The sequence below is a fragment of the Vermiculatibacterium agrestimuris genome (assembly GCF_943193085.1).
Taxonomy (GTDB): Bacteria; Bacillota; Clostridia; order Oscillospirales; family Oscillospiraceae; genus Vermiculatibacterium; species Vermiculatibacterium agrestimuris.
Genome location: NZ_CALPCU010000035.1, coordinates 1 through 15,759, shown reverse-complemented (window position 1 = coordinate 15,759; position 15,759 = coordinate 1). Strand labels below are relative to the sequence as shown.

The 15,759-nt window shown below is 60.9% G+C and carries 17 protein-coding genes; 6 read left to right on the top strand and 11 right to left on the bottom strand.

The features are described from left to right. Positions 1-71: 71 nt before the first annotated feature. Entirely contained in the window at positions 72-353 is a 282-nt protein-coding gene (locus NFR87_RS09610; protein WP_251449149.1) for a DUF1294 domain-containing protein, read from the bottom strand. 119 nt (positions 354-472) lie between these two features. Here NFR87_RS09610 and ychF point away from each other — a divergent pair, with 119 nt between their 5' ends. Next, entirely contained in the window at positions 473-1,582 is a 1,110-nt protein-coding gene (gene ychF, locus NFR87_RS09605) for a redox-regulated ATPase YchF (RefSeq protein ID WP_251449148.1), read from the top strand. Positions 1,583-1,652: 70 nt separating this feature from the next. On the opposite strand, the gene NFR87_RS09600 is transcribed toward ychF, so the two are convergent. Further along, positions 1,653-3,047, bottom strand: a complete 1,395-nt coding sequence (locus NFR87_RS09600) for a tryptophanase (RefSeq protein ID WP_251449147.1) — start codon at positions 3,045-3,047, stop codon at positions 1,653-1,655. A gap of 37 nt (positions 3,048-3,084) precedes the next feature. Further along, on the bottom strand, positions 3,085-4,416 hold the full coding sequence (locus NFR87_RS09595) for a Na+/H+ antiporter NhaC family protein (RefSeq protein ID WP_251449146.1): 1,332 nt from the start codon (positions 4,414-4,416) through the stop codon (positions 3,085-3,087). 248 nt (positions 4,417-4,664) lie between these two features. Between NFR87_RS09595 and NFR87_RS09590 the strand changes: the two genes are divergently transcribed. Both NFR87_RS09590 and NFR87_RS09585 read left to right on the top strand, forming a co-directional pair. Continuing rightward, positions 4,665-5,357, top strand: coding sequence for a GntR family transcriptional regulator (locus NFR87_RS09590; protein WP_251449145.1), 693 nt, complete (start codon positions 4,665-4,667; stop codon positions 5,355-5,357). Positions 5,358-5,481: 124 nt separating this feature from the next. Further along, positions 5,482-5,730, top strand: coding sequence for a sporulation transcriptional regulator SpoIIID (locus NFR87_RS09585; RefSeq protein ID WP_251449144.1), 249 nt, complete (start codon positions 5,482-5,484; stop codon positions 5,728-5,730). A 76-nt stretch (positions 5,731-5,806) separates the two neighbouring features. On the opposite strand, the gene NFR87_RS09580 is transcribed toward NFR87_RS09585, so the two are convergent. From NFR87_RS09580 to NFR87_RS09560, 5 genes are all read right to left on the bottom strand, one after another. After that, entirely contained in the window at positions 5,807-6,502 is a 696-nt protein-coding gene (locus NFR87_RS09580) for an ABC transporter ATP-binding protein (protein ID WP_251449143.1), read from the bottom strand. Further along, on the bottom strand, positions 6,489-7,337 hold the full coding sequence (locus tag NFR87_RS09575; RefSeq protein ID WP_251449142.1) for an ABC transporter ATP-binding protein: 849 nt from the start codon (positions 7,335-7,337) through the stop codon (positions 6,489-6,491). Before NFR87_RS09575 ends, NFR87_RS09580 begins: the two co-directional genes overlap by 14 nt. Further along, entirely contained in the window at positions 7,330-8,481 is a 1,152-nt protein-coding gene (locus NFR87_RS09570; protein ID WP_251449141.1) for a branched-chain amino acid ABC transporter permease, read from the bottom strand. Before NFR87_RS09570 ends, NFR87_RS09575 begins: the two co-directional genes overlap by 8 nt. 12 nt (positions 8,482-8,493) lie before the next feature. Then, complete coding sequence (locus NFR87_RS09565) at positions 8,494-9,369, bottom strand: branched-chain amino acid ABC transporter permease (RefSeq protein WP_251449140.1); 876 nt, start codon at positions 9,367-9,369, stop codon at positions 8,494-8,496. 182 nt (positions 9,370-9,551) lie between these two features. Beyond that, on the bottom strand, positions 9,552-10,742 hold the full coding sequence (locus NFR87_RS09560) for an ABC transporter substrate-binding protein (RefSeq protein WP_251449139.1): 1,191 nt from the start codon (positions 10,740-10,742) through the stop codon (positions 9,552-9,554). A gap of 228 nt (positions 10,743-10,970) precedes the next feature. Here NFR87_RS09560 and NFR87_RS09555 point away from each other — a divergent pair, with 228 nt between their 5' ends. Then, entirely contained in the window at positions 10,971-11,537 is a 567-nt protein-coding gene (locus tag NFR87_RS09555) for an epoxyqueuosine reductase QueH (protein ID WP_251449138.1), read from the top strand. Positions 11,538-11,549: 12 nt separating this feature from the next. Here the strand turns inward: NFR87_RS09555 and NFR87_RS09550 are convergent, their stop codons facing one another. Genes NFR87_RS09550 through NFR87_RS09540 form a run of 3 tightly spaced genes read right to left on the bottom strand, consistent with a single transcriptional unit; the run spans position 11,550 to position 14,752 of the window. Then, entirely contained in the window at positions 11,550-12,458 is a 909-nt protein-coding gene (locus NFR87_RS09550) for an RluA family pseudouridine synthase (protein ID WP_251449137.1), read from the bottom strand. Further along, positions 12,455-12,952 carry a signal peptidase II gene (gene lspA, locus NFR87_RS09545; protein ID WP_277613138.1) on the bottom strand — a complete coding sequence of 166 codons (498 nt, stop codon included), beginning with the start codon at positions 12,950-12,952 and terminating at the stop codon, positions 12,455-12,457. The genes NFR87_RS09550 and lspA overlap by 4 nt, the downstream gene beginning before the upstream one ends. 51 nt (positions 12,953-13,003) lie before the next feature. Then, a complete protein-coding gene (locus NFR87_RS09540) occupies positions 13,004-14,752 on the bottom strand; it encodes an ABC transporter ATP-binding protein (RefSeq protein ID WP_251449135.1) in 1,749 nt (582 codons plus the stop codon). A 161-nt stretch (positions 14,753-14,913) separates the two neighbouring features. Here NFR87_RS09540 and NFR87_RS09535 point away from each other — a divergent pair, with 161 nt between their 5' ends. Together NFR87_RS09535 and NFR87_RS09530 are read left to right on the top strand one after the other, a co-directional pair. Next, positions 14,914-15,081 (top strand): hypothetical protein, encoded by a 168-nt coding sequence (locus tag NFR87_RS09535; protein ID WP_251449134.1) that lies wholly within the window; start codon positions 14,914-14,916, stop codon positions 15,079-15,081. Positions 15,082-15,096: 15 nt separating this feature from the next. Beyond that, positions 15,097-15,723 (top strand): DUF1847 domain-containing protein, encoded by a 627-nt coding sequence (locus tag NFR87_RS09530; protein WP_251449133.1) that lies wholly within the window; start codon positions 15,097-15,099, stop codon positions 15,721-15,723. Positions 15,724-15,759 lie beyond the last annotated feature (36 nt).

Here is a 15,759-nt window from a genome sequence, read left to right as displayed (position 1 = left end):
CGGGGAGGGCAAGCGGGTGGTCAGCGACCTGAGCGACCCGGCCATGGCCAAGGTGACTCATGCTGTTTCTGTCATAAAAGGGCGATTCCGTATTCCCAGGCAAACCACGCCAGGGCCAGATGGAGCAGCAGGATAGCGGGCAGGCCCCATTTGAAGTACCAGTGGCGGGTCTTGTGGCGGAAGGCGTACATCCCCAGGATAGCGCCCAGGGCGCCCCCCAGCAGGGCAAGGAAGAAAAACCGCTTCTCCGGCACCCGCCGCCCCTCCCGTTTGGACTGCCGCTTGTCCCAGCCCATGAGGAGGAAGTCAATGACACACAGTGCGGCGCACCAACAGAGCAATGCCGTTTCCATTTGCCGCCCCCCTTCCTTCCCCTATTTATAACACGCCCCGGGGGAAAATACAATCACTTGCCTTTTTCTCCCGCTTCCGCTATAATACCTCTTACAGAATAGCGAAAGAGGCGATCCCAATGAAATTAGGCATCGTGGGCCTGCCCAACGTGGGCAAATCCACCCTGTTCAACGCCATCACCAACGCCGGGGCGGAAAGCGCCAACTACCCCTTCTGCACCATTGACCCCAATGTGGGCGTGGTGGCCGTTCCCGACAGCCGTCTGGCCTGGTTGTCCGAGTTCTACCACCCCAAGAAGACCACCCCCGCCGTCATCGAGTTCGTGGACATCGCCGGCCTCGTAAAGGGCGCCAGCCAGGGGGCCGGCTTGGGCAATAAGTTCCTGGCCAATATCCGGGAGTGCGATGCCATCGTCCATGTGGTGCGCTGCTTTGACGACGAGAACATCATGCACGTGGTGGCGGACACCTCCACCAACGTGCCTGTGGATCCTCTGGGGGACATCGGCACCATCGATCTGGAGCTCATTATGGCCGATATCGAGATGGTGGAGCGGCGGATCAAAAAGGCGGAGACCGCGGCCAAGGGGGACAAGAAGTTCCTCAAGGAGGCGGAGCTGTTCACCCGCCTTCGGGACTGGCTCAACGACGGCCACTCCGCCCGCTCCTTCCAGTGCGATGAGGATGAGGCCGCGGTCATTGCCACCAGCGAGCTGCTCTCCCTCAAGAGCATCATCTACGCCGCCAACCTGGATGAGGAGGGCTTTGCCGCTCCTGACGCCAACCCCTACTACAGCCAGGTCGCCGACCTGGCCCAGAAAGAGGGGGCGCAGGTCATTCCCGTCTGTGCCAAGCTGGAATCGGAGATCGCCGAGCTGCCTGAGGACGAGAAAAAGATGTTCCTGGACGATCTGGGCATTGCCGAGTCGGGCCTTGACCGCCTCATTAAGGCCAGCTACGCCCTGCTGGGTCTCATCTCCTATCTCACCGGCGGCGAGGACGAGTGCCGGGCCTGGACGATCAAAAACGGCACCAAGGCCCCCCAGGCGGCGGGTAAGATCCACACCGATTTCGAGCGGGGCTTCATCCGGGCGGAGGTCATTGCCTTCACCGACCTGGTGAAGTGCGGCTCCATGGCCGCCGCCAAGGAGAAGGGCCTGGTTCGCAGCGAGGGCAAGGAGTATGTGATGAAGGACGGGGATATCGTCCTGTTCCGGTTTAACGTGTAACCTGAGCAAAAAAGGCCCGCCGTCTTTGGACGGCGGGCCTTTTTTCTGTGTACAGTGAGGGAAAAACGGCTTACTTGAACATGGGAACATAGTTGCTGGTAAAGTGGGTCACGGCGCCATACCAGTCAGATTTGTCCATCCCCTTGAAATGGGGGGAGCCGGCCTTAAACAGCTCGCCCAGGGTCTCGGCGATCACGTCCATGTGGCTGTTGGTATACACCCGGCGGGAGATGGCGATGCGCACCAGGTCGATCTCGGGGAAGTGTACCTTGCCCTCCTTGTCCTTGTAAGAGAAAGCGGAGGCGCCCAGCTCGGACACCCGGATGCCTGCCTTCAGGTAAAGGTCGGCGGCCAGGCACAGGCCAGGGAAGTGTTCGGGGGCGATGTCGGGATAGAACTTCCGGGCGTCAATGTAAACGCCGTTGCCGCCCACAGGGGTGACATAGGGCACTCCAAACTCGCTCAGACGCTCGCCCAGATACTGGACTTGGCCGATGCGGCCCTTCAGATAACGGTAGTCGGAGCCTTCATAGAGGCCCACGGCGATGGCGGCCAGATCCCGACCGGCCAAGCCGCCGTAAGTGGCGTGACCCTCGTAGTTCATGTTGTCCACCCAGGCCACGTCGTACATCTCCTGCTCCCGGCAACAGAAGAAGCCACCCATATTTACCAGGCCATCTTTCTTGATGGACATGAAGGCGTAATCAAAGTAGGACATCATTTCCCGGTTGATCTCGGCGATGGATTTGTCGGCGTAGCCCTCTTCCCGCTCCTTGATGAAGTAGGCATTTTCGAAACAGCGGGCGCAGTCAGCAATGTAGAGAAGGCCGTACTTTTTGGCCACTTCGGCGCAGGCCTTGATGTTGGCCATGGACACAGGCTGGCCGCCGTTGGAGTTGCAGGTGATGATCATCTGGATCCAGGCGATGGAGTCGGCCCCCTTCTCCGCAATGAACTTCTCCAGCTTTTCCACGCTCAGATTGCCCTTAAAGGGATGATAGGTGGTGGTGTCGTAGCCTGCGGGCTCCAGCAGGTCAATGGCGGTGACATCGTGGATGATGGCGGCGGCCCGGGTGGAGTCAAAGGCCATGTTGGCCAGCACGAACTTGGCGTTGGGACGCTTGGGGTAGAGCATCCGGGCCAGCAGCTGCTCGGCGGCCCGGCCCTGATGGGTGGGAATGACGAACTGGAAGCCGAACAGATCCTGGATGGCCTTTTCATAGTCGTAGAAGCACCGGTTGCCCACGTAGGACTCGTCGCCGGTCATCAGGGCGGCCCACTGCCGGTCGCTCATGGCGGAGGTGCCGGAATCGGTGAGACAGTCGATATAGATGTCGTCCGCTTTGACCTTAAAAAGGTTGTAGCCCACATCCTCCAGCACCTTCTTGCGGTACTCGGGGGTGGTTTCCTTCAGCATTTCCACAGCTTTGATGCGGAAAGGCTCGGCGTATTTGGCAGAACTCATACGAAACACTCCTTTTTATTCAAAAATGATGATCACCTTAGAGAAGAAAGCCCAGGATCAGGAACAGGGCCAGGCTGATGCCCCCCTCAATGAGCCGATAGGGCAGAGCCACCTTGTAGAGCTCCACTGGGTCGATGCTGTTGGCCCCAGCGTTCTCGATGACCATGTCAGACAGGGGGGAGAGCTGGTCGCCCCACTGGGCGCCGGAGAAGGTGGCGGCAAAGGAAAGGATCAAAGGCGCGCCGGTGGCGATGGCCAGCATGATTACCAGGCCGCTGCCCAGGCTGCCGGTGGTGTAGCTGACGGCACAGCCCACCAAAAACACAATGGCGGGCACCAGAGCGGGGGGCAGGGTGCCGCTCATAGCGGAGACGATAAACTGATCCAGGCCCGCCATCTGCAACGCCGCGCCAAAGGCGAAGGCAAAGGCCAATAGCATGATGATGGGCGCCTGCTCCATAATGCCGCCGATGACCAGGTTGCTGGCCTCCCCGGGCTTGACCGCCCCCCGGGCGATGGCGTAGACGACCGCTACAAAGGCCCCGATGAAGGCTCCGGGCACCAAAGTCAGCTCTCCGGCCGCCAGGGAGGTGACCGCCACACCGGCGACAAGAGCGATGACCGGCAAAAAGAATGCGCCAAAGTCAGGTTTCACATTCGCCCCGCCCAGGGCGTCGCCGCCGCCATCGGTCTCCATAGGATCAATAGCGGTTTCCGCTCTCTTTTGACACTCCTTCATGTATCCCAGATCGGGGATGATCTCCAACGCCACCAGCAGACCGATGAGCACAGCCAGCCAGGTGTGGAAGGACAGGGCGACGCTTTTCAAAAAGAAGGGGATGGGCGCCACCCCAGGTACCAGCATGCTTACCATGCCGACGCAGAACAGGAAATAGGTGCCGTATGGAATGGGCGCGCCGATATTGGGGGCGGCGGACAAGGAGATGAAGGCGGCCTTTTCCGGGGCCAGCTTTTTCTCCACGATGACGGGCCGCAGGATCCGGCCAGTGGCCAGGTTGGCTACCAGATCCTGAGCCAGAGCCAGTACAGTGGCCAGAGCGAAGACCATTACGCCCACCTGCTTTCGGCTGGACACTTTCCTGTTGGCCCAGCCCGCAAAAGCTTTGAAACCACCGCCCGCCCGCATAAAGGCCAGCAGCACGCCCAGGGGCATAAGGATCACGATGACAAAGCCGTTGCCGGAAAAACCGGCCACAAAGAAGTCTACAATATGGTTCAGAAAATCCAGGCCGAACAGGCCGACGGAAAAGTAGCACACGCCAAAGAAAAGGGAGATGATCACGTTTTTGGTCATGAGAGCCAGGACGACGGTGAGGATGGGGCCAAATATAGTCCACAGACCTTCCATAGGTTTCCCTCCTTATTATCTCTTGGTTCCCCGCCGGCCGGCATGGGTGGAACCCCTTGACGGTGCTATCATAGCATAAGAATTCTCCCTGTGCCAAACCCGGGATCATGGGAAGGACTTTGTTTATGTTGCGGTGAGGTGCCGGGGATAATGTTCCGCATTTCAAACAATTTGACCAAAAAGATTTTTTCTGCTATACTGATTTTTGCTGAGGACACGGCTCATCGAATCGAAAGGGGGAGGGTTTTATGCTGCTGCCGGAGAGCACCGCGGCGGAGATACAAGCCAAGATCAGGGAATTTCAGGACAGCAATCCCTTTCTGCCCATCCATCAGATCATTACCTCTCTGATTCGGGAGGAGATACTTACCTGCCGGCTGGAGCCCAGCGCCAAAATGAATGAGGAACATTGGGCCAAGCGGTGTGCCGTCAGCCGAACGACGATCCGCAAGGCCTTTGACACTCTGGGGGAAGAAGGGTGGTTGGAGAAGGAGGGCCATGGAGTCCGAGTGAGCCGCCTGATCCGGGACGACTACCGGGACTTGATGGATTTCCGGGCGGCGCTAGAGCCTGCCGTCTGTCGTCTGGCAGCCCGAAGCTGTGGGCGGGAAGATCTGAAGCGGATCGAGACCTTTGCCCGGAACAGCGACACCCGGGATATGGTGGCGCTCTACTCGGCGGATACCAGTTTTCACCAGGCGGTGTTCATCGCCGCTCGAAACCCTTATTTGCTCCAGGCCTATGAACAGGTTCGGGCCAAGCTGGATCGGGGGAAACTATATGGGGTAGAGGATTTTGGCGATGCGTTTCGCGAGGTCTACCAGAGCCATATGGCCATCTATGAGGCGATTCGGGATCGGGATGAGGAGTTGGCAGAGCGTCTTGGGGCTCAACACGTAAAAATGATGACCGACAGCAAGATCATCCGCCGCATCAATTGACAGTAGAGAGGAATCAAAAACCTTCCCGCCGCCACAGGGCGGGGGGGAGGTTTTTGGTTTCCCTCATATTCACTCCAATTGGCTCATATACCTTTCACAGGAAACGCGTTGGGGAGTGTTGCGTGTGAAAGGAAACATGGAAGAGCGAGCCGCCCGGCTCGCCCAGTACATCATAGAAAACCGGGCCACAGTCCGCGCGGCGGCCACCAGGTTCGGGATCAGCAAGTCCACCGTACACAAGGATCTCTCCGAGCGGCTGCCCGGGTTTAACCGGGCGCTGTATCTCCAGGCCAAGGCGGTGCTGGAGGAGAACAAGGCCCAGCGGCACATTCGGGGCGGCATCGCCACCCGGAGGAAGTACAAAGGCGGGTAAAGTCCTTTAAGTAAAAAGACGGGAAAAAGCAGGCCCCTTTCCGTGGAAAGGGGCCTGCTTTTTGATGGAAATAGGATCAGCCCAGATAGGCTTTTTTGACCGCCTCGTTTTTCAGCAGCTCTTTCCCCGACCCGGACAGGGTGAGGCGGCCGGTCTCCAACACATAGGCGGTGTCCGCAATGTGGAGGGCCATGTTGGCGTTCTGCTCGATGAGGAGGATGGTCACGCCCTGTTGGTTGATCTTCTTGATGATCTCGAAGATGTCCTTGACCACCAGAGGGGCGAGACCCAGGGAAGGTTCATCCATCATCATCAGCTTGGGCCGGGACATGAGGGCGCGGCCCACCGCCAGCATCTGCTGCTCGCCGCCGGAGAGAGTGCCCGCCGCCTGCCAGGAGCGCTCCTTGAGCCGGGGGAACAGGGAGTAGACCCACTCCAGATCGTCCTCCAGGCTGTCCTTGCGCAGGTAGGCGCCGATCTTCAGGTTCTCCAGCACGGTGAGGTCGGGGAACACGTGCCGCCCCTCGGGCACCAGGGTGATGCCCCTGGAGACGATGCGGTCGGGAGAGATGCCGGTGATGTCCTCAGATTGGAGGTGGATGCGGCCTGCGGCGGGCTTGACCAGGCCGGCGATGGTGCGCAGGATGGTGGACTTGCCCGCGCCGTTGGCGCCGATGAGGGTGACGATCTGTCTCTCCGGGACTTCGAAGGTCAGGCCCTTCACCGCCTCGATGCCGCCGTAGTTGACCCGCAGTCCGTCAATTTTCAGCATCGTCAGCCACCCCCAAATAAGCTTCTATGACCCGTTGGTCATTTTGCACCTCGGCAGGGCTTCCCTGGGCAATGAGCTTGCCGAAGTCCAGGACATAGATCCGGTCGGAGATCTGCATGACCAGATCCATATGGTGCTCGATCATAAAGATGGTCAGGTCGTACTCAGTGCGAATTTTCCGGATGAAGTCGGTCAGCTCCTGGGTCTCCTGGGGATTCATACCCGCCGCGGGCTCATCCAGAAGAAGGAGCTTGGGATTGGTGGCCAGGGCCCGGGCGATCTCCAGCCGGCGCTGGAGACCGTAGGGCAGGGAAGAGGCCACCTCGTCCTTGAACTGGAGCAGATCCTGCTCGGCCAGCAGGGCGGCGGTCTCCTCCCGCATCCGCTTCTCCTCCCGGGCGTTGAGCCGGAAAGTGGCGGAGAGGAAGTTCTGCTTTGCCCGCATATGCTTGGCGATGAGCACGTTGTCAAAAACCGTAAGGGAGCCAAACAGCCGGATGTTCTGGAAGGTGCGGGCAATGCCCCGCTGGGTGATCTGGTCGGGGGTGTGGCGCACCACCCGGGTATACTTTCCGGCATTTTCCCCCTGGTACTGGGCCTTCATCTTCCCCTGGGGATAGCTCTCCACGATCACATCCCCCAGCAGGCTCACCCGGCCATTGGTGGGCTCGTAGACCCCGGTGACACAGTTGAAGGCGGTGGTCTTGCCGGCGCCGTTGGGACCGATGAGGGCCACGATCTCCCCCTCGTCCACATGGAGGGAGAGGTTATTGACCGCCACCACGCCGCCGAACTGCATGGTCACGTCCTCCAGACGCAGGATATTTTCAGCCATTGCCCTCGCCTCCCTTCGCCTTGACTTTCTTCCTTGCCCGGAAGAGGTCGGGCAGCTCCTTGTCTCCCATGATGCCCCGGCGGAAGAACAGCACCACGATCATGATGATGACGGAGAAGACCACCATGCGGAAGCCGTTGCGCAGCAAGGGCACCTTGAAGCCGCTTTTGAGCACCACCTCGGTGTCCAAAAACCGCAGCCACCACTCCGAGCAGGCCAGATACAGGAAGGAGGCGATGCAGGAGCCGGAGATGGAGCCGATGCCGCCGATGACCACGATGAGCAGGATCTCATAGGTCATGGCGGTGGTAAAGGTCTTGGCCTGGGCCTGGGTGGCGAACATGGCGAACATGCCGCCCCCCACCCCGGCGAAGAAGGAGGAGATGCAGAAGCTCAGGCGCTTGTGCCGGGCCAGGTTGATGCCCATGGCCTCGGCGGCCACCTCATCCTCCCGGATGGCCTTGAAGGCCCGGCCGTAGGAGGAGTTGATGAGCAGCAGGATCACGGCGATACACACCGCCGAGAGCAGGAAGGCCACAAAGGTGGACAGCCGCAGCCCGCCCTGGATGTTGAAGCTGGAGAAGGTGGGGAAGCTCTTCAGGGCGTTGGCCCCGTTGGTCACAGGCCCCAGCTTATCCCACTGGAACACCGCCCGGATGATCTCGGCAAAGCCCAGGGTGGCGATGGCCAGGTAGTCCGACTTGAGCCGCAGGACGGGAAGGCCGATGAGCCAGGCCACCCCCGCCGCCACGCAGCCGGCCAGAATGAGGGCGATGAGCACCCCCAGAATGAGGCCCGCCGCCCCGCCGCCGAAGAGCTCCGGCAGGGAGAAGTTGACGGCGGAGCCGCCATAGAGGTAGTAGACCGCGTCCCGGCTCTCCGCGGGGATGGTGAGAATGGCGTAGGTGTAGGCGCCCAGAAGCATGAAGCCCGCCTGGCCCAGGGAGAAAAGGCCCGTGAAGCCGTTGAGCAGGTTCATGGAGGAGGCCACCAGGGCGTAGACCGCGCCCTTTTTCAGCACCGTGAAGAGCATGATGTTCTTGGTGGGATCCAGGGTGTTTTCCAGCACGATGGTGAGGATGAGCAGGGCAGCCACACAGATAAGGGCGATAAAGGCGCCCTTTTTGCTTGTTTTTTCCTTCATATGCCCACCCCCTTACACTTTATCCGTGACCTTCTCACCGAACAGGCCGGTGGGCTTGACCACCAGGATGACGATGAGAAGGGCGAAGGTGAACGCGTCGGAGAAGATGGAGAAGGGAGAACCCTTGATGACGCTCTCGCTCATGCCGATGATGAAGGCCCCCACCACCGCCCCGGGAATGGAGCCGATGCCGCCGAACACCGCCGCCACAAAGGCCCGCAGGCCGGGCAGCGCGCCGGACAGAGGCACGATGGAGGGGTAGTTGGTGAAGTAGAGCATGGAGCCGACGGCCGCCAGAGCGGAGCCGATAATAAAGGTCATGGAGATGACGCTGTTGATCTTGATGCCCATGAGCTGGCTGGTTTCAAAGTCCTTGGCCACCGCCCGCATGGCCATGCCCACCTTGGTGTGGTTGATGAGCTGCTGCAGGGCGAAGACAAGGGCCACCACCAGGAAGGGGGTGATGACGGTCACCCACTTGGTGGAGACGCCGCCGATGGTGACGCTGTCAGACAGGAGAGGCAGACTGGGATAGCTCTTGGGAAGGCCGCCAGTGACATAGGTGGCCAGGTTCTGCAGCAGGTAGCTCACGCCGATGGCGGAGATCATGACGGACATACGGGGGGCGCTTCGCAGAGGCTTGTAAGCCGCCCGCTCAATGGCGAAGCCCAGGGCCACGGTGAGCACCAGCATCAGGGGCAGGGCCACATACAGGGGCAGGGCGGAGCTGAGATAGACCATGAAAAGGCCCGCCACCATGAACACGTCCCCGTGGGCGAAGTTAATGAGCCGCAGGATGCCGTACACCAGGGTGTAGCCGATGGCGATGAGGGCGTACTGCCCGCCCAGGGAAATGCCCGAGAGGAAAATAGACAGGGCATATTGCATAGGGATACCTCCCTTTCTTTTTGATGTGGGGCAAGGGCTGTCTCGAAAACCGACACGCCGTTGTGCAGAGCGGGGACGCCCGCTCCCTCCGGCTTTCGAGACGGCCCTTCCTAACAAGGGAAAAAACGCCCGGCGGGCGGTACGGCCCGCCGGGCGTTTTCGCTGTTTGACCGGAGCGTTTTTTACTTCACTGTCTGGGTGGCTTCCAGCGCCCAGACGTTGTTGGCGGTGTCGGCGGTCTTGATGTAGGCGGTGTCCCGGATGGCGTCGCCGGTGTCGTCAAAGGCGATGGCGCCGGACACGCCGGTGTAGGTCACGCCGGGCAGGGCGGCCTTCACGTCGGCGGCGTTGACGCTGCCGGCGGCCTTCAGGGCCTCCAGGGCGGTGTAATAGGCGTCATAGCCCATGGCGGTGACCGCGGCGATGGTATCGTTGCCGCCGTTGTTGGTCAGGTTGGTGGAGTCGCCGCTGATGAACTCCTTGATCCCCTTGTCGAACTCAGGGGCGCCGCCCTCCTGGTAGAAGGTGGACACAAACAGCTGTACCTTGGAGTTCTGGGCGGCCTCCAGCACCATGTTGCTGTCCAGGGTGTCGGAGCCCAGGATGGGCGTCTCCAGCCCCATGGAGGCGGCCAGCTTCACGATCTGGGTGGAGTAGGCGATGGACACGGGGCAGAAGATCACGTCGCAGCCCTCGGCCTGGGCCTTGTTGAGGTAGGTGGAGAAGTCGGCGGTGTCCTTGGGGAAGGAGTCCTTCACCACCTCGCCGTCGAAGGCCTGCTCAAAGAAGGTGAGAAGGCCCTGGTCGTAGTCGTTGCCCAGCTCGCCCAGCAGGTAGGCCTTCTTGGCGGAAAATTTCTCCTGGGCAAAGTTAGCCAGAACGGTGCCCTGGAAGGGATCCAGGAAGCAGATACGGAAGTAATAGTCGTTGCCCGCGGTGACGCCGGGGTTGGTGCAGGTGACGCCGATGGCGGCCAGACCCGCCTCCTCAAAGGTGGGGCCGCCGGCAATGGACACGCCGGAGCCGTAGGAGCCCAGCACCAGAGCCACGTCCTTGCTCACCAGCTCGGCGGCGGCGGTGGGGGCCTTGGAGGCGTCGGAGCCGTTGTCGGCGTAGACCAGCTCCACCCGGTAGGTCTCGCCGCCCACCTCCACGGTGGGAGTCTCCTGGTTGGCGTACTGCATGCCCAGCATCTCCTGCTTGCCGCCGGGGCCGGAGTCGCCGGTGGAGGGCTCAAACACGCCGATGCGAACCACCTTTTCGCCGTTGTTGGAAGGGGCCTGGCTGTTGGCGCTGGGCTGAGTGCCGCCGCCGCAGGCGGTCAGGCTCAGGGCCATAGCGCCGGCCAGGAGCAGAGAAAGTTTCTTTTTCATAATAGTTATCCTCCTTTGCCATTTGCGGAGCTGTCCACAATATACGGACAACTGTCCACAGCTTAAGGTTCATTATAGCAAAGCGGCAAAGAAATTGCAAGAAAAATTTATATGGATTTCATTTTCCAGCACTGGAATTTTTTGTGAAAAACGTTCCGCTCCTTTCCATGCTTGCATTTCCGCCGGTAGTTTGCTACAATGGGGGCAGGTCAAAAAGGAAGTGTGTTCATGAAACTCTTGCTTCACATTTGCTGCGCCCCCTGCTCGGTGGCCTGCATTCAGCAGCTCCGGGAGGAGGGGATCGAGCCTGTGGGGTTCTGGTATAACCCCAACATCCACCCCTTCACCGAGTACCGCGAGCGGCGCAACTGCCTGCGGGAGTATGCCCAGTCCATCGGCCTTACACTCATCGAGAAGGATGAGTACGGCCTTCGCCCCTTTGTGAAGGCGGTGGCGGGGGACATCGAAAGCCGCTGCGGTTACTGCTACGCCGTCCGCTTGAATGAAACCGCCCGGTACGCCGCCGAGCACGGCTTTGACGCCTTCTGCACCACATTGACGGTAAGCCCCTATCAGAATACCCCCCTCATCTTTGAGACGGGGGAGAAGATCGGGGCGCAGTATGGGGTGAAGTTCGCCCCCTATGACTTCTCCCCCCGCTTTCGGGAGGGGCAGGCCCAGGCCAGGGAGCTGGGGCTGTACATGCAGAAATATTGCGGGTGTATCTTCAGCGAGGAAGACCGGTACTGCAAAAAGAAGAAAAAACCCCGGGAAGAGCAAAAAGCGGAGGCGTGAGCCTCCGCTTTTTTACTGCTTTTTCAGTTTTTTCAATACCGCCTCAAACCACTCCGGCAGGGGGCACTCCACCGTCAGACGCTCCTCTGTCCGGGGGTGGAGGAAGGAGAGCTTTTTGGCGTGGAGACATTGCCCCGCCAGGCCGGGGACGGGCTTTTTGCGCCCGTAGACCGTGTCCCCCAGCAGGGGGTGGCCCATGGCGGCCAGGTGCACCCGGATCTGATGGGTGCGGCCCGTTTCCAGCCGGCACTTCAGATAGGTATAGCCGGAGTACCGCTCCAGCACTTCCCAGTGGGTGAGGGCGCTTTTCCCCTTGGCCCGGTCAATGGCCATCCGCTTCCGATCCACCGGGTGGCGGGCGATGGGGGCGTCCACCGTGCCGGAATCCTCCCGGAAGCCCCCCACCGCCACGGCGTGGTACTCCCGGTACAGGCTGTGATCCTCCAGCTGACGGGCCAGGGCCAGGTGGGAAGCGTCGTTCTTGGCGGCGATGATGAGCCCCGAGGTGTCCCGGTCAATGCGGTGGACGATGCCGGGGCGGAGCTGGCCGTTGATACCGGAGAGGCTGTTCCCGCAGTGGTGTAACAGGGCGTTGACCAGCGTGCCGTCCGGGTGCCCCGCCGCCGGGTGCACCACCATGCCCACGGGCTTGTTGACCACGATCACATCCTCGTCCTCATAGACCACGTCCAGGGGGATGTCCTGGGAAATGGCGGCAATGGGCGCCGCTTCGGGCAGCGCCACGGTATAGACCTCTCCAAGGGCGGCCCGGCGGTTTTTCTTCACCGGCTCCCCCGCCAGCGTCACCGCCCCCTGCTCCAGAAGCCGCTGGGCGCCGGAGCGGGTCAGGCCGGGACAGAGCCGGGAGAGAAGCTGGTCGCACCGCTCTTCCCGGTCGGCCGTCACAGTGTGGAGCGTCATCGCTCCCCCTCCTTGTCCCTGTCCCAGAACAGCAGCACATAGGCCACCATGAGGATTCCACCCACCACCACACAGATGTCCGCCACGTTGAACACGGCGAAATCCATAAAGGTGGTCTGGAACATATCAGTGACAAAGCCCAGAAACACCCGGTCGATGAGGTTACCCGCCGCTCCGGCCAGCAGGAGGGACAGGGTGAACCGGCCCAGAGGGCCGGGGAAAAAGTCCCGGCGGAGCAGCAGGGCGATGGCCACCGTGGCGAGGAGGCTCACCAGGGCCAGCAGCCAGGTCATTCCCGAAAAGGAGGAGAAGGCCGCCCCCGTATTCTGTACGTAGGTCAGATCCATCAGGTGGGGGAGGAAGGGGATGGATGTGCCCAGGGGGATGGCGGCGCGCACCCACCACTTCACCAGCTGGTCGATAACAATAAGGAATATAGAGATGAGATAATACAACATGGGCTCCTCCCGAAAAATAGCTTTGTCACGCTGCACAAGGGGCTGGCCGCTGGGGCTGGCCTCCGGGCCGCTTGCGGCCCCGCGCTTCTATGTCAGCTCCTGGGCCTTGCACAGCTGGGCGAACTCCCCGCCCCGGTCGATAAGCTCCTGCCAGGCGCCCAGCTCCGCCACCCGGCTGCCGTCGATGACGGCGATGCGGTGGGCGGAGCGGATGGTGGACAGCCGATGGGCGATGATGAGGGTGGTGCGGCCCCTGGCCAGCTCGTCAAAGGCGCCCTGGATGCGCTGCTCAGTGACGGTGTCCAAAGCGGAGGTGGCCTCGTCCAGGATGAGCACCGGGGGATCCTTGAGGAAGACCCGGGCGATGGAGACCCGCTGCTTCTGGCCCCCGGAGAGCATGACTCCCCGCTCTCCCACGTAGGTCTGGAACCCATCCGGCATGGCCATCACATCGTCGTAGAGCTCCGCCCGGCAGGCGGCCTGGTAGACCTCCTCCTCGGTGGCGCCGGGGCGGCCGTAGGCGATGTTGTCGAAAATGGTGCCGGCGAAGAGGAACACGTCTTGCTGGACGATGCCGATATTTTTGCGCAGGGAGGAGAGCTTCACCTCCCGCACGTCCCGGCCATCCAGCCGGATGGAGCCACCGGTGACGTCGTAGAACCGGGGGATGAGCTGGCACAGGGTGGACTTTCCGCCTCCGGAGGGGCCCACCACCGCCAGGGTCTCCCCGGCGGGGATGTGGAGGTCGATGCCCTCCAGCACCTCCGGCTTCCCCTCTCCGTAGGAGAAGGCGACCCCCTCCAGATCCAGGTCGCCCTTCACCGCCGTCAGCTCCACAGCGTCGGGGGAATCCTCGATGTCGGGCTGGGTGCGCATCAGCTCCACAAACCGGGTGAAGCCCGCCATGCCCTGCATGAACTGCTCCACAAAGGCGGAGAGCTTGCGAATGGGGGTGATGAAGGTAGTGACATAGAGGGAGAAGGTGATAAGGTCGGTATAGTCCATCTCCCCCTGCATGATAAAGTAGCCGCCCAGGGCGATGACGATGACCGACATGACCCCCACGCACAGCTCCATGCCGGACTGGTAGGTGGCCATGGCCTTGTAGTAGCCCCGCTTGGCCCCCCGGAACTGGTCGTTGGAGGCGTTGAACTTCCGGTTCTCCTCCGTCTCGTTGGCGAAGGCCTGGGCGGTGCGGATGCCGGACAGGGAGGACTCCACCTCCCCGTTGATTACCGCCAGCTTGCCCTTCACCGCCACGCTGGCCCGGCTCATCCGCCGGCGCTGGAGAATGGTGAAGACCGCAAAGACGGGAACCACCATAAACACCGCCAGGGCCAGCTCCCACCGGATGGTCAGCAGCACGCAGAAGGCCCCGAGGAGGGTGACGCTGGAGATGAACAGATCCTCCGGGCCGTGGTGGGCCAGCTCCCCGATCTCAAAGAGGTCGCCGGTGACCCGGCTCATGAGCTGTCCCGTGCGGTTTTTATCAAAAAAGGAGAAGGACAGGGTCTGCATGTGGGCGAACAGATCCCGGCGGATGTCCGCTTCAATATTCACGCCCATGAGATGGCCCCAGTAGGTGACGATAAAGTACATGACCCCCTTCAGAAGATAGGCCAGCAGCAGAATGGCCATCACGGCGAAAAAGGTTTGGTAAAGGCCCTGGGGCAAAAGCGTCTGCATGGACAGCCGGGAGACGTAAGGAAAGGCAAGGTCTACCGCGCAGATGACGGCGGCACAGAGCATATCCAGCAAAAACAGCCTCAGGTGGGGCTTATAGTAGGAAGCGAAGATGGAGAGAAATCCCCGCTTCTGAAAATCCTTGTGTTCCATTTCGGTTGCCTCCGATCTCAGAATATCGTGACTTGATACGCTGTAAGTATATCCCAAAACCGGGAAAGGTGTCAACGCCCCATCGCGGAGGTAAGATCCCCTAAAATTCAGTTCCACACAATAAAACTATTGTGCCGCGCCTCCTTTTGCGATAAAATGAAATGCGCGGATACAGTCGAGGATACGGCCGGAAGGGCTTTCCCGGCAAGGATCCCAACCTGGTGGTGGAGCGGGGGAAGATCAAAAGCCCGCTGAGATGCTGGACGCCTTCCGGCCTGATCCCGCTGACGCTGCCCGCAAAGGAGATCCTGCGGGGAAACTGGTTTTGATGGAGGGACGATGAAATGGAACAGCGGAAACTGACCTGTGTGGACTGCATGGTGAAAAATTGCAGCGCCATGGACAAGACCTATCCCGATTTTTGCCTGACCACCCACATGGACGAACAGGTGCTGCAAGAGGCCATGGCCTGCTACGAGGCGGGAGAGGATCGGGCGGTGATGATCGCCGCCTCCGAGGTGGAGTCGGAGCACTACTGCCAGCACACCCGGGTGGAGGAGATCATGGACTTTGCCCGGAAGATCGGGGCCAAAAAACTGGGCATCGCCACCTGTGTGGGCCTTTTGAAGGAGAGCCGGACGCTGGGGGAGATCCTGCGCAAAAACGGCTTTGAGGTCTACGGCATCGCCTGCAAGGCGGGAGCCCAGCGGAAGACCGCCGCGGGGATCCCCGCGGCCTGTAACAACACAGGATTGAATATGTGCAACCCCATCCTCCAGGCCAAGCTGCTCAACAAGGAGAAGACGGAGCTGAACATTGTCATGGGCCTGTGCGTAGGCCACGACAGCCTGTTTTATAAGTATTCCGACGCCATTGTGACCACCTGCGTGGTGAAGGATCGGGTGCTGGGGCACAACCCGGTGGCGGCGCTGTACACTGCGGATTCCTATTACGGCAGGTTAAAAAAGTAAGCGCTTGTCCTCAAAAGCGGCCGCTCCTCCGGGCGG